The 18,626-nt window shown below is 61.2% G+C and carries 14 protein-coding genes; 3 read left to right on the forward strand and 11 right to left on the reverse strand.

The window, feature by feature from the left end; all coding sequences use genetic code 11:
* Nucleotides 1-364 precede the first annotated feature (364 nt).
* From QM996_RS26275 to oiaX, 3 genes are all read right to left on the reverse strand, one after another.
* Complete coding sequence (locus QM996_RS26275; RefSeq protein WP_334196840.1) at nucleotides 365-2,743, reverse strand: OmpA family protein; 2,379 nt, start codon at nucleotides 2,741-2,743, stop codon at nucleotides 365-367.
* A 442-nt stretch (nucleotides 2,744-3,185) separates the two neighbouring features.
* Complete coding sequence (locus QM996_RS26280; protein ID WP_334196841.1) at nucleotides 3,186-4,487, reverse strand: four-carbon acid sugar kinase family protein; 1,302 nt, start codon at nucleotides 4,485-4,487, stop codon at nucleotides 3,186-3,188.
* Nucleotides 4,488-4,490: 3 nt separating this feature from the next.
* Nucleotides 4,491-5,747 (reverse strand): 3-oxo-isoapionate-4-phosphate decarboxylase OiaX, encoded by a 1,257-nt coding sequence (gene oiaX, locus QM996_RS26285; RefSeq protein ID WP_334196842.1) that lies wholly within the window; start codon nucleotides 5,745-5,747, stop codon nucleotides 4,491-4,493.
* 137 nt (nucleotides 5,748-5,884) lie between these two features.
* Here oiaX and QM996_RS26290 point away from each other — a divergent pair, with 137 nt between their 5' ends.
* Entirely contained in the window at nucleotides 5,885-6,601 is a 717-nt protein-coding gene (locus QM996_RS26290; protein WP_334196843.1) for a transcriptional regulator NanR, read from the forward strand.
* A gap of 3 nt (nucleotides 6,602-6,604) precedes the next feature.
* Here the strand turns inward: QM996_RS26290 and apnL are convergent, their stop codons facing one another.
* From apnL to QM996_RS26330, 8 genes are all read right to left on the reverse strand, one after another.
* Nucleotides 6,605-8,470: a D-apionate lactonase gene (gene apnL, locus QM996_RS26295; RefSeq protein ID WP_334196844.1), complete on the reverse strand. Its 1,866-nt coding sequence runs from the start codon at nucleotides 8,468-8,470 to the stop codon at nucleotides 6,605-6,607.
* A complete protein-coding gene (locus QM996_RS26300) occupies nucleotides 8,467-9,501 on the reverse strand; it encodes a Gfo/Idh/MocA family protein (protein ID WP_334196845.1) in 1,035 nt (344 codons plus the stop codon). The genes apnL and QM996_RS26300 overlap by 4 nt, the downstream gene beginning before the upstream one ends.
* A 2-nt stretch (nucleotides 9,502-9,503) precedes the next feature.
* Nucleotides 9,504-10,568 (reverse strand): ABC transporter permease, encoded by a 1,065-nt coding sequence (locus QM996_RS26305; RefSeq protein WP_334198679.1) that lies wholly within the window; start codon nucleotides 10,566-10,568, stop codon nucleotides 9,504-9,506.
* Nucleotides 10,568-12,109 carry a sugar ABC transporter ATP-binding protein gene (locus QM996_RS26310; RefSeq protein WP_334196846.1) on the reverse strand — a complete coding sequence of 514 codons (1,542 nt, stop codon included), beginning with the start codon at nucleotides 12,107-12,109 and terminating at the stop codon, nucleotides 10,568-10,570. Before QM996_RS26310 ends, QM996_RS26305 begins: the two co-directional genes overlap by 1 nt.
* Nucleotides 12,106-12,750, reverse strand: coding sequence for a DUF2291 family protein (locus QM996_RS26315; protein ID WP_334196847.1), 645 nt, complete (start codon nucleotides 12,748-12,750; stop codon nucleotides 12,106-12,108). Before QM996_RS26315 ends, QM996_RS26310 begins: the two co-directional genes overlap by 4 nt.
* A gap of 63 nt (nucleotides 12,751-12,813) precedes the next feature.
* A complete protein-coding gene (locus tag QM996_RS26320; protein WP_334196848.1) occupies nucleotides 12,814-13,755 on the reverse strand; it encodes a D-ribose ABC transporter substrate-binding protein in 942 nt (313 codons plus the stop codon).
* 122 nt (nucleotides 13,756-13,877) lie between these two features.
* The gene (locus QM996_RS26325; protein ID WP_334196849.1) at nucleotides 13,878-14,705 is read right to left on the reverse strand and encodes a phosphogluconate dehydrogenase C-terminal domain-containing protein; all 828 of its coding nucleotides are present in this window, start codon (nucleotides 14,703-14,705) and stop codon (nucleotides 13,878-13,880) included.
* Between the two features lie 383 nt (nucleotides 14,706-15,088).
* Nucleotides 15,089-16,000, reverse strand: a complete 912-nt coding sequence (locus QM996_RS26330) for a LysR substrate-binding domain-containing protein (protein WP_334196850.1) — start codon at nucleotides 15,998-16,000, stop codon at nucleotides 15,089-15,091.
* Nucleotides 16,001-16,122: 122 nt separating this feature from the next.
* Between QM996_RS26330 and QM996_RS26335 the strand changes: the two genes are divergently transcribed.
* Both QM996_RS26335 and QM996_RS26340 read left to right on the forward strand, forming a co-directional pair.
* Nucleotides 16,123-17,376, forward strand: coding sequence for an aromatic ring-hydroxylating oxygenase subunit alpha (locus QM996_RS26335; protein WP_334196851.1), 1,254 nt, complete (start codon nucleotides 16,123-16,125; stop codon nucleotides 17,374-17,376).
* Nucleotides 17,366-18,451 carry an FAD-binding oxidoreductase gene (locus QM996_RS26340; protein WP_334196852.1) on the forward strand — a complete coding sequence of 362 codons (1,086 nt, stop codon included), beginning with the start codon at nucleotides 17,366-17,368 and terminating at the stop codon, nucleotides 18,449-18,451. Before QM996_RS26335 ends, QM996_RS26340 begins: the two co-directional genes overlap by 11 nt.
* The last annotated feature ends 175 nt before the right edge of the window (nucleotides 18,452-18,626 follow it).

The following is an 18,626-nucleotide window of genomic DNA, read 5'->3' on the forward strand; positions in this document are numbered from 1 at the left end:
CGTGATCGGCAGCGGTACTGCCTTCAATCGCCCCTCACGTCGGCCGGATACCGAACGCGGCAGGAACGATGAAGCCCTCGCAAGGGCTCGCTGCGGCGGTACCGGGGCAATTTGCTGACCATTGAACGGCAGCTTTGTGGCTCACGGGGAGAGCCAGATCCGTCGTGGCGGGGGGTGGACTGGCATTCACCACCGGGCTGCAAGTGATTTTGCAGAATTCGCTGGCGACCGGTAATCCGACCCGCCATGAGCGGCAGCTCTTGAGGCGATCACGCCACGGACAATGACCAGTAGGCAACCACCGAGGTTATCAGGTTTGCATCGCCATGCGTCGTCTTCAGACGCATGGCGATGCAGGTTTCCGTTACCGCTGCGCCACGGGGCGCACCAGCGGTGTCACGCGGCGGATGGTCACGCGGCGGTTTTCCTCCTCCGGCTCCTGCGTCCGGATCTTCAGGAAGCGCTCACCATAGCCTTGAGTGACCAGGTTTTCCGCCGGGATGCCATAAACCTCGGTCAGGAGGACTGCGACGGACTCGGCGCGCTCGTCGGAGAGCACCAGGTTCGAGCGGTCGGAACCGACAGCGTCCGTGTGCCCCTCTATGAAGAAGGTCTCACCGGGATCCTTGCCGAGGATCTTCTGCATTGCGTCGGCAACCGTACGCAGTGTCTTTGCCTGGGACATCGACACTTCGGCACTACCCGTCGCGAAGTGGATCGTGTCGAGATCGATGCGCCGGACCTTGTCACGGAGGCGGGCCGAATTGCGGACCTCATCGATCGTATAGACTCGCTCGACCTGCTCGACCGGCGGCTCGGACAGGAATTCGTAGTAGTCGCGATCCGGTTCTTCCGAGTAATCGACGATGTAGTCGTCGACCGGAATCGTCAGGCGCATCGGCGGCAGCTCGTAACCGACGTCGATGATCGCCGGACGTTCCTCCTGATAGTCCGGTGCGTACATCAGCACATATTCGTTGCCATCGCGATCGACGCGCGAGCGCTGCAGGATGTTACCGTACCGGTCGTAGACCGTGACGATCTGGTAGCCGCCCGGACGAACGATCGTTTCACGAACGCGGCCGCGCGACAACTGATCGTAGTAGCTCTCCTCGGAATCGCGGCGGAGCCTCGGCCGATCGTCGCCCCGCACGAAGATCTGGTCACCGACGCCGAGGACGACGCGATCGTCGACCCTCTCGACCACCTGCACCTGGGTCACATCGTTGTTCGCCGTGTTGTTGACCGTCGTGTTGTTGATCACCGTGTTATTGATGACCGTGTTGTTGACGATGTTCGTCGTCTCCGGGACGGCGAAGGCAGGCGCCGCTTCGACGCGTTGGCCTTCTTCCTTGATCGCGGCCTCGATCCTCTTTGGAACCGCCTGCCGCACCTCGGCCGGAATTTCCGCCTGGGCCGCCGCGTCGTCGGTCGGCGGCGCTATGTTCTTCTCCTGGGCACGCAGTTCTTCGCGCTGCTTGCGCCGGGCCTCGCGCGCCCGCTCGCCACCGATATTGTCGGCGTCTTTGTCGCTGTCGAGCACAGCCGCGCCATTATCGACGGGAAGCACCACGGTTTCGTCGGTCGCCGCCGGATCCTGGGCGATCTTGCGCTTTTCTTCCTTCGTGCGCTTGTCGACGACGATCGGAGCGGGCTTGGCCTGAGGTTCCTCACCCTGGCGCTGCTCAGCCGTTGCGGGTTGTTCGGTCCCCGGAACCGGCTGCTGCTCACCCTCGCCGGTCTGCGGCGTCGGCTGCTCGGCGGAGGGTTGACCGGTTGCGCCTTTCGGTGAGGCACGCTGTTCGAGGGCCTTCTGCTCCTCGGGCTGCTGCCCTTCAGCCTGCTGCTTGCGCTTCTTGGGCACTGGTACCTGCTGTTCCTCGGCCTGCTGAGGGGTGCCTTCCTCTGCGCCGGGCTGCTGTTCCTCGGCCTGCTGCTTGCGCTTCTTAGGCACAGGAGCTTGTTGCTCCTCGGCCTGCCGCGGAGCCCCTTCCTCTACACCAGGCTGCTGTTCCTCGGCCTGCTGCTTGCGCTTCTTCGGCACAGGAGCTTGTTGTTCCTCGGCCTGCCGCGGGGCGCCTTCCTCGACGCCGGGCTGCTGCTCTTCGGCCTGCTGCTTGCGCTTCTTGCGCACGGGTGCTTGCAGTTCTTCAGCTTGCCGTGGAGCGCCTTCCTCGACGCCAGGCTGCTGTTCTTCGGCTTGCTGCTTGCGTTTCTTGCGCACGGGTGCTTGCAGTTCTTCAGCTTGCCGTGGAGCGCCTTCCTCGACGCCAGGCTGCTGTTCTTCGGCTTGCTGCTTGCGTTTCTTGCGCACGGGTGCTTGCAGTTCTTCAGCCTGCCGCGGTGCGCTTTCCTCTACGCCGGGCTGCTGCTCTTCTGCTTGCTGCTTGCGCTTCTTGCGCACGGGTGCTTGCAGTTCTTCAGCTTGCCGTGGAGCGCCTTCGTCGACGCCAGGCTGCTGTTCTTCGGCTTGCTGTTTACGCTTCTTGCGCACGGGCTCTTCTACCTGGCGCTGCGGCTCCTCGGCCTGTGGTTGCTGTTGTTCTGTCTGCCCTTCCTCAGCGGCACGCTGCTTCTTGCGCTTCTTGAGCAGCAGCAAGTCCTCGGGCGACTGCTGGTCGGCCCCTTCCTGCGCTACCTGAAACGGCGCCTTCAAGCTCTCGGCCAACGCCGGCTGCATAGCGAATGATACGGCGAATACAGGCCAGGCCACCGTTGCGAAAAGTTTGGATCGTATCGACATGATCTTTCTTCCTGTTATTCTGAGGTCCCCGCGTCAGTTGCGCCAATCGCCCGCATCAAAGCCGGTCGGGCGCCGGACCTGTTCGCGCGTCCCAAGGGGGCCATGACCCGCGGCTCCGACTTTTTTGTGTCAGCCACCGGCTAATCCCAACGCCGCAGCAACCGATCGGTTCCGCTTGCGGGCCGATCGGGTACCTGCTGAAGCAGATCGCTTTGTCCGTTTGTATTGATCCAAAAGGCGAAAATGCGGAGGCTGCCGGTCGGGGCGCGCGAGCGGCTCGGCCCCGTCGATGTTTTCGGAAATACACCCATGACGAACCCGGCACGGGTGGCGAAGCGAACTGGAACGGAGAAGACGACCTTCAGGCCCAGGATCTGCCGTCCAGGCGACGCGCCAAGCACCCCTTTTTCCCGTGCCCTGGCGGCAACGTGTGAAGGGTGATTTAGCAGCTGCCGGAACGGATCATCGAGAAGTAGTCGTCGCCGCCCACCTGGCCGCCCTTGAGCGCTATTTCCAGGCCGTCCGAGGGACCGCCATGAGCGATACAGAGTGGCGAGCCGGGCGTCTGTGGAAGGGGCATCTTCAGGGTCAAGGCCGAAATGCCCATCTCGCCAAGTGCATGGCTTGACGTGTCTCCGCCGGCAACCACGGCCCGGGTCAATCCGGCACGCGAAACAAGGGCCGCCTGGATGCGGCCAAGCGCCCGACCGAGACGATGGCGCGCACCGCTCGACAGATCGAGTTCGCGTCCCCTGTCCGCCGCCGGCCCGAGTGCCGTGTACAAGATGACGCTGCGGCCGTCCTTCAACAGCTTGAGTGCAGCCTCCACGGCGATCGCAATCTCCGGCCCGTCTGTTTCGCCCGACAATGCAAGTGGATCGAGCATGATGCCCTCAAAGCCGTTTGCGATCGCGTGCCGGATCTGCCGCTCGGTCGTCGGTGAAACGCTACCGGAAACGACAGCAAGGCGATCGACCGGGCCGGCCGCTGAAAAGACGGGCTTGGCGCCAATGATGCCCTCGCTATGCCAGGCCGGAAGCAGAGCATATTCGACGCCCGAGGAGCCGCAGACGAAACGACCCTGTTGCCGCAGTTCGTTCCAGAGCAGAGAACCGGCGACAGTTTGAGTTGCCTGGTCGAGCACGTCGAGAAGCATGATATCGGCCTTCTCCGGCTTGGCGCCCGCGAGAAGGGAAACAATGTCGAGGAGTGCCGACGACAGGTTCGTCTGCCGGGAGAGGTGCCGCAGCAGATTGGCCTCATCCATCGGCGTGACCGGATGGCGTGACATCACCGGATGGCGATCGATGCGATAGTTCACGCCCTGGTAGGCAGCAAACAGTTCGCCGAACGCCGTATAACGACGAATCTGTGGAGCCCCCACGACGAGCGGCACAGTCCCCGCGCCGAAGACGCTGCGGCCGATCTCGATCGCCCGGCCGATATTGCCAACATGCGGAGCGGAATCAAAGGTCGAGCAAACCTTGTAATGGCAAAGTTCCGCGTCGAGCGTTCTCAGCCACTCGAAGGCTTCGCGCAGATGTACGTCCATCCATTCCGGCGTCTCGCTACGGCTCGTCCCGGCGAGACCGAACGCGCGCGCGCCAGGAAAACGCGACGTTAGCGCCTTGTCCGGAACTTCCAGAAACAGCACCGCCTCCACGCCGTTGGACGACAGCGCCTCCATGACGTCGGTCGAGCCGGTGAAATCATCGCCGTAATAACTGATCAGCGGTCGTGTCATGTCTCAGGCCGCCTTGCCATCGGCAAATTTTTCGATGGATTGCGCAAGCTCGGGATGTTCCTTCGCATAGGCTTCGAGTGGAACGCCGGCGACGGCTGCTTCCCAGGCCTGCTTGACCGCTTTCACACCAGCGCCCGGGCCACCGGGATGGCTGACTATCCCACCGCCACAAAGATAGAGAAGATCGGTGGAGCCCCCTGTGGCCACGATCGTATCCGGTGCCTGCCCCCCCCACTGGCCCGAGCCGACAACAGGCAGCACCACATCGCTTTCGGAAAACAACGGCGTGCTGACGGCCTCGTAGGAGCGTACGAAGCTCTCGTCCGGCTCCCAATATTTCACGCGGATGCCGTTGATCTGGAACTGGTCCACACCGAGGAGGCGCCAGAACTGCTGCCAGACGGAAAACTCGAAACCAAGGCCGGCATGGCGCGTGAGGATATCCCAACCGTTGCGATGGGCATGCAACACCAGGCCTGAGCGTTTGCGCAGGAAGGCGAGACCGCCGAAACCGATCGAGTTGATATTGACCACGGCGCAATTGCCGCCGGCTTTAAGCACCATGTCATGATTGCGCATCATCTCGTCGGGATCGGCATGGCTGATGCCGAAGGCATACATGACTTTCTTGCCGGTCTTCTGCTCGTGATTAAGAATGCGCGGCATGATTTCCGCCACGCGCTCCTTTAGAGGTGAATAGGCCGGGCTCATCAGCTTTTCGTCGTCCTTGATAAAATCGACGCCCGCATCGATCAGTTCACCGACCATCTCGGCAGTCGCGCTCGGTCGCAAGCCCAGCGCCGGCTTGACGATGGTGCCGATGATCGGGCGGTCTCTCACCCCTGTCAGCGCAAAACTGCCGCGAACGCCGAACTGTGGGCCAGGATGCGCCGCGGCGAATTCCTCCGGCAATTGCATGCCGACCACCCGAATGCCCGTCATGCCCTTGATCGAGTAAACGCCGCCAATCGCAATCGTCATCAACGCGGAAAGATCGGTACCGATGGCATCCAATGGGAAATCAATGTCGACATCCGCGCGGTTGAAATGCGTGGCTCCGCGGGCCTCATCGGGGAAGGAGGCTCTGTCGGACGAAGGAAGGGGGCGGATCTCAACGACGCGGGCAGCCACCCTCGCCTTCAGTTCCTCCGTCTCGCCTGGCAATGCAACGAACGTTCCTGTCGATTGATCACTGGCAATCTTCGCTGCCAGCGCCTCCACCGAGCCGGGCGTCTCTATCCGATAGGTCAGGCGGATCATGCTTCTCTCTCCACGGCCAAGTTAAAGCTTGCCAACTGGTATAATGAGTATTTATGTTATTGCAAGCCATCCCGCTGACAGGCTGTTGCGGCGGCGAAACTTGATGCATATTCAAACCTGTCGAAATCAGGTGAACCATGAACGTCGTTTCCGAACCGATTGTGCGAAAGAAACTGTCCGATGAGGTCTTCGCGCGGCTGAAGCAGATGATCGAAGCCGGCGAACTCAAGGCGGGCGACGAAATGCCATCCGAGCGCGAACTCATGGAACGCTACGGCGTCGGTCGTCCGGCCATCCGCGAAGCAATGCAGGCGCTTGCCGGAAAGGGACTCGTCGAAATCTCGCAGGGCGAGCGCGCCAAGGTGCTGCGCATTACCGCCGAATCCATCATCAAGCAGGTCGACCTGCCGGCAAAACTCATGCTCTCCGGTTCCTCGGATACGCTGGAGCACCTGAAGAACGCGCGCATCTTCTTCGAGCGCGGCATGATCCGCGAGGCGGCGGCCAAGGCGACCCCATCGCATATAGCCGAACTTCGGGCCCTTCTGGACAAGCAAAAACAGAGCCTTGGCGATGCGGATGCTTTCATCGATGCAGACATGGAGTTTCATCAATGCATCGCCAGGATTTCCGGCAATCCGATCTTTGACGCGGTCAGCGGCGCGATGCTGGGCTGGCTGAAATCCTACCATACCGAAATGCTCATCTGGACGGGTCGCGAGAATTTCACGCTTTCCGAACACGAGGAAATCATCCGCGCCATCGAGAGCCGCGATGCCGATCTTGCCGAGCAGGCGATGGTCAAGCACCTCGAACGCTCGCGCGCGCTCTATGCCCTCAAGAACCCGGCGTAGCGCTCAAAGATCGACATCAATGCAGGCGTAAGGCTTCAGCGCGACTTCCCGTTGCGTGGCAAGCTCGCGCCCATCCGCGATCATTGAAACCTTCCGCGGCTTTGCCGGCAAGACGAGCGTCTGCTCGGCGCCGGTGATATTCGCCAGCAGAAGCCGCTTCTGCGAAGCAAGTCCCAACACGGCATCGGGCCGGGAGGTCTCGACAGCATATAGGGGCTGGTGTGACAAGGAAGCAAGGCGAGCGAGGACGCGTGCGAGCGGTCGCAACTCGCCCATGGCCGAGGCTTCCCCCTCACCAGCCACAAGCCCGAAGGGACCGGCAAGGGTCGAAAGGGTCAAAACGTCCAGCGCCGCCGGCGCCACCGTTGCCGCATAGGCCAGCGTCCAGGCCGCCCCGAACTGACCATTATGCCGCGGGTCGACATTCGCCATGGGGATGCGCGAGCCCGCCGGATTGTCCTTCGTGGCGCTGCCGTAGGGATTTTGGCGCATGGCAATCGTCGAAGGCCCAATGCGGTACGGCTTGTTGCCGTAGATCGCCCGGGTGGAGTTGACGACATGACGCAATGCCTCGAACGTCTGCATGACCGAAAGATCATCGGCTGCATGCACGATCGGGTTCGTCGAGTGGCTGACATAGTTGAGCTGATCCGGCGGCACGCGCTTACGATTGAGCTCGGTGAAATAGCTCATCATACCGCCACCGAGCCGAAGACCGGGAAACGCCACGCGCGCTGCAGCATAGACGTCGCTGAGCGCCGGGCACTCCGGCCACTTGCTGCCCGGCGGTGTCGACTGTCGATCCGCGGACGGGCAGACGAATAGCGTGTCGAGATCAAGCCCGGCTTGACCGACCATCGCTGCGAACTGCGCCATCTCTTCCTCGAGGGGTCTTAGGCAAGGCACCGCAAGCTCCAGCGTCACCTTGAGGCCGGACTTCGTCGCTATCGCCGCATAGCCCTTCAATGCCTCGATGCCATGTCCTGCGGCGGGATCGAAATGGGCAATCAGATGTTCCGCGCCGATGGCCTTCAAGACATCGAGCGCACCCAATTCTTCCCGAAGGCACTCGGGTCGGAGCCCCACGCCAACGGCAGGACATCTGACATTCGTCGGGATGACCCTGACAGAGATCGCATCCGAGCGATCGGCTGCAGGCGCTGCATTCTTCTCGGCAAGAACCTCCACGCAGATCCGCTGACCGAAGCGCTGACCCTGCGGCACGAGATAGGGCCAAGGCAAAGCCAGGGGCCGCACGTAGGTCTTGTAGGAAGCATCGGTCCAGTTGCGTTGGTCCTCCATCTCGAAGACATCGCCAACAAACTTCGTCGTCGCCATGATACCGGGCACCACACGGTGCGTGATCTGAGCGATATCCTTGAAAGGTTGCCAGGGCTCTATCGTATCTGGCCAGCGCGCCTCTTCCACCGAGCCATCACCATGCGTGATTGCGACCGGTTCTCCTGCAACACCGATGACCGGATGCAAGACCACGAAGCCGGCACGGGCGGTTTCGAAATCCGCATCGCTCACACAATCGGCGGAGAAGCGCACGCTCGTCGCCGTGCCGGAGATCGCGATGTCGCAATCGAGATTGGCGCCGGAAGGAGCCGTGAAGCGCGCGGCATAGGCGAGCGAAAACCCTTGTTCGTCCTCCTCCAAGCTCAGGTTACTCAGCCGAGCGCGGCAAGTGCCCCAATCCTTGTCGCGCACGAGAAAGGAAATCGCCCGCAACACCTCATGACCGCCGAACCGCAAGCTGCGCAGATTGCCGTCCTGAAAGTCCATGCTCAAACTGCCGACGGCCAGCGTGCGGCTTTCCGGCTCGCGCTCGGCTGTGCCGAAGAGCCGGAACAGGTCGTCCCTCATCGCAACAGGTCTCCGACTGCAACCGTCTCTTCGCGTTCGGCGCTGAGATAGGCGGCCTCGACCAATGCGAAGGTCTTGAGATTGTCGCGCCCGGAGGTATCCGGCTCCCGGCCGGAACCCAGTCGCTCGATCCAGTGTCTCTGAATAAGCGCGACGCTTTCCTGGATGTTGTGCCATGGTTTCGACGCCCACGGCAGCAGGTTCGGTGAGACGTCGCGTTCGAGTGCACCGGCCGAACCGTGAACGGCCAGCTTGTAGTTGAGGCCGAGGCGCAGCGTACCCTTGGTTCCGTCGACCTCGATCAAGGTTTGCGGGAACGGCTCCTCCGGAAGTCTCGTCGCATAGCTGACGTCGACGATCGAGGTAACGCCGTTGTCGTGATCGAGCATCATGGTCGCCACGTCCTCACCGGCAATGTCCGGATTGATCCGGCGCGTGCGGGCAGACATGCTGCGGGCGTCACCGAACAGGAAGCGGGCGATGTCGAGCGAATGGATGCCAAGATCCTCGATGATGAAGCGCTTGCCCTTCGCAAGATAAGGCTGGCCGGAAAACACGTCGAAGCCGGAGCGGAACGATACCCGCCCCCAAAAAGGGGTACCGATCTCGCCAGCGTCGATGACCTCCTTGACCGCAAGGATGGGCGTCTGCCAGCGGAAGTTTTCGTGGATCATCAGCGCGATCCCCGCCCCTTCAGCCGCTGCCACCATGGCCTTGGCATCATCGAGCGTCGGCGCGAACGGCTTCTGGCAAATCGCCGGTACTCTGTGGCGCGCGGCAAGTTCGACGAGGGCCCGATGGCTGCCAACGGTGGTGGCGATGTCGACGAAATCGAAACCGCCCTCGGCGAACATCGCCTCCGCCGACGAGTAGCGCCGCGCCACGTCGAACTGCTCGCCGACGATGTTGAGCCGCTCCGGATCGCGATCGCAGATCGCAACAATCTCGACTTCCGGCAGCTCTCGCCAGCCATGCATCTGGTTGAGGGCGAAGAAGCCGCAACCAACCAGCGCACCCTTGATCTTCGCCATTATCAGCCTGCCTTTGCCATTTGCATCAGCGTGACACGCTGCTGCAGGCGGCGTTGAGCCTGGTCCACCACAACGGCCACGATGATCACCAGCCCCTTGATCACCATCTGCCAGAACGAGCTCACACCCATCATTACCAAACCGTCAGAGAGAATGCCGATCACGAAAGCGCCGATGATCGTGCCCCCAATCGTTCCGCGCCCGCCGGACATCGATGTACCACCGAGAACGGCCGCCGCAATGGCATTGAGTTCCAGATTGGTGCCGGTCGCCGGATGCGAGGCCATGAGTTCCGACGAAATGACCAGCCCGACGATCGCCGCGCAGAAGCCGGAGAACATATAGACGAACATCTTGACCCGGTTGACCCGGATGCCGGACATGCGCGAGGCGCGTTCGTTTCCGCCAACGGCAAAGATATGCCGGCCGAGAGGTACGAAGCGGGCGAAATAGGCTGCGCCGCCGGCGACAGCGATCAGGATCCAGACGGAGACGGGCAAGCCCAGGATCGTACCAGAGCCGAGATAGCTGAAGCCCTGGTTGCCGAGATCCGCGCGTCCGGTGAGATTGGGCAGGGTCTGGCCATCGGAATAGAGCAACGCCATGCCGCGCGCGACATACAGGGTGCCAAGCGTCGCGATGAAAGGAGCCACGTTCAGCCTCGTGATCAGCAGGCCATTGATCGCGCCGATCAAGATGCCGACGACGGCGACGATGATGGCAACCTCGACGACGTTGAAATACACGGTATAGCCGAGAGGCAGCGCCACCCCATACATGATCAAACCACCGGCGATCATGCCGCACAGACCGACGATCGAACCGACGGACAGGTCGATGCCGCCGGTGATGATGACGAACGTCATGCCGATCGCGAGAAACGCGTTTTGCGTCGCATGCTTCGTCATCAGGATCATGTTTGCGGTCGACAGGAAGTTCGGCGCGGCGATCGAGAAGAAGATAATCACCGCGAAGAGCGCGATGAATGTCCTCAGCTTCATCAGCGTGAGGAGCGCCGAGCCGCTGGAGAAGCTGTCGGCGGCGGCAGTTTGCGTTGCTGTCGTCATCACGCATGCATCCTTTTGGTTTTATGTCCCTCTGCGGAGGCCGAAACGATCATTTCTTCGGTCGCGTCCTTGCGGTCGACGACCATCACTAGGCGGCCGTTGCTCATCACCGCAATACGATCGGAAAGCGCCATGACTTCTTCGAGATCGGACGTGGAAAAGAGGATCGCCAGCCCCTCCCCCGCCAGGCGACGCATGGTGAGGAAGACATCGGCCTTGGCGCCGACATCGATGCCGCGGCTCGGCTCATCCATGAGAAGGACTTTTGGCCCGGTCATGAGCGCCTTGCCGATCACGACCTTCTGCTGATTTCCGCCCGACATGGACGTCACGTCGAATTCCGGGTTCTTCGCCTTGATCGAGAGGTTACGGATTGCCTCGGCGATCGCTTTTGCTTCGCGCCCGAGGTCGATGTGAAATCCCGCTTTCAAGAACTGGCCCAGGCTCGCCATCGTCAGGTTGTCGGCAATCGACATCGACTGTACCAGCCCTTCACGTTGGCGGTCCTCGGGGATGAGAGCCAACCCTTCACGAATGCGCCGGGTGGTGTCGCCTCCCTTGAGCTCCTTGTCTTCGACAAAGATCTTGCCGGTGCAATGTTCGTGACGCCCCATGATGCATTCGAAGAGTTCCGAGCGACCGGCGCCCATCAACCCGTAGATGCCGAGGATCTCGCCTTTGCGCACACCGATCGAGACGTGATCGACGGCAAACCCACCATGAGCCCGCGGCAGGCAGATGTTTTCCGTACGGAAGATCTCTTCGCCTGGATTGTGGTCGACCTTCTTTGCGAAATCCTTGGCATCTGAGCCGATCATCGAGCGGACGATCCAGCGCGTATCGATATCCTTGACCATGGCGTGGCCGGTGATCTGGCCATCTTTCAGCACCGTGATGTAGTCGCCGATGCGCATCAGCTCTTCCAGCCGATGCGAAATGTAGACGATCGCCACGCCACGCGCCTTCAAATCAGCGATCACGCGGAACAGCACATCGACCTCTGCCGCGCTGAGCGCCGATGTGGGCTCGTCCATGATCAGGATTCGCGTGTCGAGCGAGACCGCACGGGCGATCTCAACGAGTTGCTGCTGGCCGATGGGCAGATCCTCGGCCAGCGTCTCGGCGGAGATCCCGGCCTCCAAACGATCGAGGAACGCGTTGGCTTTCTTGACCTGGCCGCGGTGATCGATGCCACGGATACCGCGGGTGATCTCGCGGGTCGCAAAGATATTTTCGGCGACGGAGAGATTTCCGAACAGGTTCAATTCCTGAAAGACGATACCGATTCCGTGCCTGACCGCGTCGGCCGGGCTATTGAGATGGATGAGTTCGCCATCCAGCCGGATTTCGCCGAGCGTCGGCCGTTCGACGCCGGCGATGATGCGCATCATCGTCGATTTACCGGCACCATTTTCACCGACAAGGACGTTCACGGCCCCGCGACGGAGTTTCAAGTTGGCCTTCTTCAGGGCCACGATGCCGGCATAGGCCTTGGTGACATCCTTGAGTTCGAGAATGACATCCTCGTCCGCATCGCTCATGACGCACCCCCGACGGTGATCGTGGCCGGAACGAATTGCGGCAACTGGCCCTTGGCGGGCAGCGGATAGGCACCGGTTGCCTTGACCGTCTTGCCTGTCAGGCCGTCGCGCGGCAGCTTTTCGAGCAGCGTGCCGTTCACATGGGTGTTGAACGATTTGCCGTATTGCGCCCACTCGATCTGGTTCTTGAACTCGTTGAAGTTCACGAACGTGAGGCTGTCGCGTAGCGCCGTGCCGCGAATGGCCGGACCGATCGAAACACGGACATCCGCCTTGCCGTCACCATCGACATCCACGTCGACATAGGCCGCCCGCGATTTCGTTTCCTGCCCGACGATCACGCCGTCGATTTTGGCGGCAAAAGTCCAGGGCGCGTTACCCTGTTTCTCCTTGTGCCCATACTTCTCCGCCGCAGCGTCGAGGTCGCTGGCGACAAGCGTCGAGACCTCCCGGAAGGCGCCGGCCCGCAGCTCGAGATAGGGCACGACCTTCGTATCCCATATATCGGCAACCAGCTTGTCGGGATTGAACGCGCCTGCCGCCGCCTGCCTTTGTTCTTCCTCCGTTTTGACGAGCTTGCAGCCGCCAAGCGCGAGCGCGCCGGCAAACATGAGTGCGCATGCAGACTGAAACCTGGGCATTCCCATTCTCCGTCATGAACAGTGAACGCAAGGCGGGGATCGGCCCGCCTTGCGCAGTCGCGATTACTGGGAGAGCGCGAAGGTCTCGAGCTTGTCGGCATTGTCAGCGGTGATGAGCACGCAATCCATGAGCTGCTTCTCTTCCGCCGGAGCCTTGCCGGTCGTGATGTAATCATGCGCCTGTTGCACCGCGAGCTGGGCCTGCGCATAAGCCGGCTGCATGACGGTCGCCTTGACGCCACCGGCGTTGATCGAGTCGCGCACGTCGTTCGAGCCGTCGAAGCCGACGACGATGACATCCTTGCGACCGGCTGCCTGAAGCGCTGCGATTGCCCCCATGGCCATCGTGTCATTGCCGGCGATCACGCCCTGGATGTCGGGATTGGCCTGAAGGATCGTCTCCATCTTGGAGTAGCCCTCCGTCTGGCTCCAGTTCGCCGACTGTTGGGCGACCATCTTCATCTCAGGGAACTCGTCGATGACGTCGTGGTAGCCTTTGGAACGAATACCGGCATTGAGATCGGCCTCGCGGCCGAGCAACTCGACGTAGTTCCCCTTCTCGCCCATCAAGCGGACGAACTCTTCCGCACCGAGTTGGGCGCCCTGGTAGTTGTTCGAGACAATCTGCGAGACGGCGATGCCGGTCGCGTTGATCTCACGGTCGATCAGGAAGGAGGGAACGCCTGCATCCTTCGCCTTCTTCACCGCAGCAATCGACGCCTCGGAGCCGGCGTTGTCGAGAATGATCGCCTTCGCGCCGCGGCCGATGGCGGTGTCGATAAGCTGCGACTGTTTGTTGGCGTCGTCGTCATGCACGAGCACGAGCGTCTCATAGCCGAGTTCTTTCGCCTTGGCCTCGGCGCCGACCGCCTCCGCCTTGAAGAAGGGGTTGTCGTGGCTCGGGGTCACGATCGCGATGAGATCGGCTGCGAAAACCGGCATCGCGGCGCTTGCCGCCATGACGGCAGCGAAGCCGACGGTGATCAGTCTGCGGGTAACTTTCATATTCTCCTCCCAGTTAGGCACAAGATTTCCTCGACCACTCCTCCATTGAAAGTGGCCCTCCCGTGCGATTGCGTGTTTCGGGCGATCTTGCGCCCTCGAACGGCAAGCGACCTCGCCGCTCGTCAGGTGATGCGGTGGATGCTCGCGGCTATTTCCTCCGGCTCGAAGACGCGCCTCCAGTCGTCTTTCATGAGCACCGGCTTGCCGAATTCGATTGCCTTGTTGCAGGCGTCGGAAAAGACACCCGGCGTTTCCTCGAAGATGACCGCGCCAAGCACGTTCATGTGCCCAAGCAGAAAGTCGCGGGCCGCCTCCTTCGGAACACCGCGGCGGACACATTCGTCCATGGCTTCACGCATGACGACGAGCAATGAAGCGCAGACCGTTTCGGAAAGGCCCGGTTCCAGGAGCGCCATCTGTTCGACCGTCACACGATGCGACCGCATGACCGGCGCCCAAATGACCTTGGCGATCTCTTCTCCAAGGGCATAGGCGCTTTCCGGCCCCTGCATCAACGCTGACACGATATGCTGCTTTGCAGCGATGCCGCCGAAGAAGTCGCGCTTGGCAGCCGGATCCGTCTCGTCGTTGAAGATTGGCGGGTGACAGGGATGCGTGACGAAGTAGGTCAGGTCGGCGCGATCAGGCAGGTGGCCTGCAAAGGGTGCCGCAGCATCGAGCGCGACGACCATTGTGCCCGGCTCCAGCTTGTCGACGACCGCAGACGCGACCTTGCCGATGGCCGTATCGGGAACGGCAAGAATGACGACATCAGCCCCCTCGAGACCCGCCTCAGCCGAAACGCACGCGATACCGAGTTCATTCGCGAGCCGTGCTTTTCCGGCCCCACTTACTTCGACATGCCGGACATCGAAGCGCGAACCTTTAAGGTTCTTGGCGAGCCGATAGCCCATTTTACCACCGGCACCAAACAGCGCGATCGATGTCATCGAGACCTCCCTAAAATGCCGCAGACCACGTCAGTCAGGCGCAATTTCGCTGCGCCATTCAATCGGCGCCCGGAGATATATTTCTCAACTGGTATAACATGTCAATAACTACCCTTGCGAATATGTGATATGAGGTGGGAATTGATGTGTCGCGACATTTAAGAGTCCGCGGTCGTTGCGGGTCCCGGCTATGAGCCCGGGGTACGGAAACCCTTTGCTCCCCGACCGCCTTCTCCTCGACGCGGCAAAAGTGCGTCGCGGCCCTTCGGAGTCGCTCCTTGTGCTTCAGGTTTTTGATATTTCGCATGTCGCGCAAAATCGCTTGCGCACCTTTGTGCGACGGCCTTCAGGGGCGCGGCGAGCTACGGGGAGGCTTTGAATTCTCAGTCGGCCAGAGCGGAGACCTGACGCAGCCACTCGATGAACAGCCGCCCGCTTTCCTTTCGTGGCCTCCTCGTCGGTACAACCACGAAGTAGGCCGCCCTGGTGCGAATAGACGCTTCCGTAACACGGACAAGGCGCGTTTGCTTTATAAGGTCACCGACGAGGCGATTCCAACCGAGCGCGATGCCTTGGCCGTTCAACGCGGCATAGATGGCCTCCGTGTAGAAGCTGCATCGCAGGCCGCGGGCCTTTTTCGGCGCCTTCACGAAAAAAGCCGCGAGCCACTCATCCCAGCCTGTCCATGTCGGGTCATCCGTGTCGCTCGAGATGAGCGGATGACCCACGAGATCATCCACTGTGCAGATTGGGCCGGCCGTTACCAGATAGTCGGCGCTGCAAATCGGGAAAACTTCGTCCTCGAACAAAAGCTCCGCCTGACCGTCCGGCCATGTACCGGTCCCATAGCGGATCGCCAGGTCCACATCGCTTGCTTCGATACTCGTCCGGGCATCCTGCGTAATGATGCGAAGTTTGATTTCGGGATGGGCGCGAGAAAATGCGGCGATCCTTGGCAGCAGCCAGAAATGCGAAAAGGAGATAGTCGCCGAAATCGCCAGTTCGTCATCGGCGCCCTCCGACCGAAGATCGGCGACGGTGTCGGCAATGAGGTTGAATGCGTCGCCCGCCGCCGCGGAAAGCAGCCTGCCCTTCTCGGTCAGTTCGATCTTGCGGTGGAGCCGCCGAAACAGGGGGAAGCCGAAATCCTCTTCAAGCAAATGGATCTGCCGGCTTACGGCAGCCTGGGTCACACCGAGTTCCGTCGCAGCGCGCGTGAAGCTGGACAGGCGGGCCGCCGCTTCGAAGGCCGTCAAGGCGGTGAGTGGCGGAAGTTTCTTCCTCAGGTTCGCCATCTTGATCCCATTACATTTGGTAATGTCACACGCGCATATTTATGCCGTTGAGTGACTAGAATAGCTGAGCGATCCTGCCCTTGGAACCCGTCGACCTTTCGATCGGAACATAAGGTGGAATTATGCTGCAGACATTTGCTTCTCCCATATCGTCGCTCCTTGATGCAAGAGCCGAGGGACATTCCCTTCCCGCCGGTCTTTATACGCGGGAGGATGTCTTCGAGGCGGATCTCGAGGTCTTTTTCCGCCAGCACTGGATCTGCATCGGCCTTGAATGCGATGTGCCTGAGCCGGGTGACGCTACGGTCGTCGATATCGGCAAGACGAGTCTCATCCTCCTTCGCGACGATGACGGCGAGATCCGCGTTATGCACAATGTCTGCCGCCACCGCGGCGCGCGCCTGCTCGATGCCGGCAAGACGATCGTTTCGAAGCTCGTCTGTCCCTACCATACCTGGACCTATGAGCTGACCGGCGAGTTGAGCTATGCCCCCCACATGGGCAAGGGCTTCGACAAGGAATGCCGCAGCCTCAAACCCGTGACGTTCAAGTCGGTCGGTGGCCTCATCTACGCCTGCCTTTCCGACAATCCCCCCGAAGACATCGACCGCCTTGTCGACGTCATGGCCGAACGCCTTGCGCCCTACGACATCCGCAACGCCAAGGTCGCCTACGAATCCGATGTCATCGAACAGGGCAACTGGAAACTCACGATCGAGAACAACCGTGAATGCTACCATTGCTCCGCCAACCACCCCGAGCTCTGCGTCTCCTTCGTCGATCTCGATTTCGGCTTCGACCCGGACGCCTTGAGCCCGGAAGATCGAGCCCAGGCCGAGGAGCATTTTTCGCTTTATGAGGAACGAACCAAGCTGTGGGAGGCCGACGGCTACCCGTCCGCGGCGGTCGAGCAGTTGGTGGACTGCAGCACAAATTTTCGCACACAGCGCCTGATCATTTCGGGTGCCGGCGAATCCCAGACGCCCGATGCGACCGCCGCATCGGCAAAGCTGCTCGGCACGATGTCGCGCAAGGACCTCGGCGACATGCATCTTTGGGGCCACAACAGCTGGAACCACTTCATGGGCGATCACGCCATCGTTGCGATCGTCATACCGCTTTCCGCGAATAGAACGCTCGTGCGGACGAAGTGGCTCGTGCACAAGGATGCCGTCGAAGGCGTCGACTACGACCTCGAGAAGCTGACCAACGTCTGGCTTGCCACGACCGATCAGGACGCCGAGCTCGTCGCCCGCTCGCACGCCGGCGTCGAGGATCCGGCTTACGTGCCGGGCCCCTATTCACCTTTCTCCGAAACCAACCTCGACAAGTTTGCGTCGTGGTACATCGACCGGATGCGCGCCCATGGATACTAAGAGCACCTTTTCTCCGGCTGAGCGTCCTGACCTTGGCGATTTGTGGAACCGCAATTCGGACGAGGACCTGGTCTGCGTCGATGTCCACCAGGAAACGCACGATGTGAAGACATTCACCTTTGCGTGCCCAAAGGGCAAGCGCTTCGCGTTCGAAGCCGGTCAATACTTCCTGTTCGACCTTGATGTCGAGGGCGAGCCGGAAAGCCGGTGTTATAGCATCTCGTCCTCCCCGAAGCGCAGCAATGCGTTTTCGGTCACGGTCAAACGCGTAGCCGGCGGCAAGATCTCAAACTGGCTTCACGACAACCTGACCGCCAACGCCAAGGTCAAGGCAAACGGTCCCCTCGGCCACTTCATTCGGCCGAACGCGAGGAAATATCTGTTTCTTTCCGGAGGTTCGGGGATCACCCCGGTTATGGCGATGGTCCGCGAGATCGCCGATACATGCGAACCGGCCGACGTCGTCTTCATGCACGCGGCGCGAACCCCGAAGGACCTCATCTTCCGCGACGAACTTGCCAACCTGGCCAATCGGGTGAAGGGGCTCCGGCTTCAGTTTCTTCCGGAAGTCGTTTCCGGTGAAGCCAACTGGCCCGGACTGACAGGGCGCATATCGGTAGCCTATCTGAAGCTTGCAGTTCCCGACATCGCCGAACGCGTCGTCATGTGTTGCGGCCCGGCGCCGTTCATGGCGGCAGCGCGCACGATCTCTGCCGAACTGGGCGTTCCCCCGTCAAACTACATCGAGGAGAGCTTTGACGCGGCCGTGACCGATGACGTCGATACCCCTGCCGTCGAGCAACCGGCCACCCGAATGTTCCAGGTGGAGTTCTCCAAACAGGCCCGCAAGATCGAGGTCGCAGAGGAGCAGACCGTGCTCTCTTGCGCAAAGAAGGCAGGGGTGAAGCTCCCCTCGTCCTGCTCGAACGGCGTCTGCGGCACCTGCAAGTCGAAGCTCGTCTCCGGCTCGGTCGAGATGAACCACAATGGCGGCATCCGGCAGCGAGAGATCGATGCTGGTCTCTTTCTGCCCTGCTGTTCGAAGCCGCTGAGCGATCTCGTCATCGATCGCTAGTCCCGGAAAATGATCCCGGCCCGACCGTCAAGTCGGGCCGGACGATCTCAGGCCGTCTTGATCGCGCCGCTCTTCTTCGCCATCCACGTGGCGACAACATCCGTCAGGCTGTGGTTGAGGCAGTCATAAGACTCGATGCCCAGTTCGCGGACCCGGGCGCGCACATCGCCGCCGG

This window comes from Sinorhizobium chiapasense (assembly GCF_045277575.1).
Taxonomy (GTDB): Bacteria; Pseudomonadota; Alphaproteobacteria; order Rhizobiales; family Rhizobiaceae; genus Ensifer; species Ensifer chiapasense_A.

Bases quoted from the DNA above. Each gene is read 5' to 3' on its own strand.
- QM996_RS26275 (WP_334196840.1), bottom strand. From the start codon at position 2,743: ATGTCGATACGATCCAAACTTTTCGCAACGGTGGCCTGGCCTGTATTC.
- QM996_RS26280 (WP_334196841.1), bottom strand. From the start codon at position 4,487: ATGACACGACCGCTGATCAGTTATTACGGCGATGATTTCACCGGCTCG.
- oiaX (WP_334196842.1), bottom strand. From the start codon at position 5,747: ATGATCCGCCTGACCTATCGGATAGAGACGCCCGGCTCGGTGGAGGCG.
- QM996_RS26290 (WP_334196843.1), top strand. From the start codon at position 5,885: ATGAACGTCGTTTCCGAACCGATTGTGCGAAAGAAACTGTCCGATGAG.
- apnL (WP_334196844.1), bottom strand. From the start codon at position 8,470: ATGAGGGACGACCTGTTCCGGCTCTTCGGCACAGCCGAGCGCGAGCCG.
- QM996_RS26300 (WP_334196845.1), bottom strand. From the start codon at position 9,501: ATGGCGAAGATCAAGGGTGCGCTGGTTGGTTGCGGCTTCTTCGCCCTC.
- QM996_RS26305 (WP_334198679.1), bottom strand. From the start codon at position 10,568: ATGACGACAGCAACGCAAACTGCCGCCGCCGACAGCTTCTCCAGCGGC.
- QM996_RS26310 (WP_334196846.1), bottom strand. From the start codon at position 12,109: ATGAGCGATGCGGACGAGGATGTCATTCTCGAACTCAAGGATGTCACC.
- QM996_RS26315 (WP_334196847.1), bottom strand. From the start codon at position 12,750: ATGCCCAGGTTTCAGTCTGCATGCGCACTCATGTTTGCCGGCGCGCTC.
- QM996_RS26320 (WP_334196848.1), bottom strand. From the start codon at position 13,755: ATGAAAGTTACCCGCAGACTGATCACCGTCGGCTTCGCTGCCGTCATG.
- QM996_RS26325 (WP_334196849.1), bottom strand. From the start codon at position 14,705: ATGACATCGATCGCGCTGTTTGGTGCCGGTGGTAAAATGGGCTATCGG.
- QM996_RS26330 (WP_334196850.1), bottom strand. From the start codon at position 16,000: ATGGCGAACCTGAGGAAGAAACTTCCGCCACTCACCGCCTTGACGGCC.
- QM996_RS26335 (WP_334196851.1), top strand. From the start codon at position 16,123: ATGCTGCAGACATTTGCTTCTCCCATATCGTCGCTCCTTGATGCAAGA.
- QM996_RS26340 (WP_334196852.1), top strand. From the start codon at position 17,366: ATGGATACTAAGAGCACCTTTTCTCCGGCTGAGCGTCCTGACCTTGGC.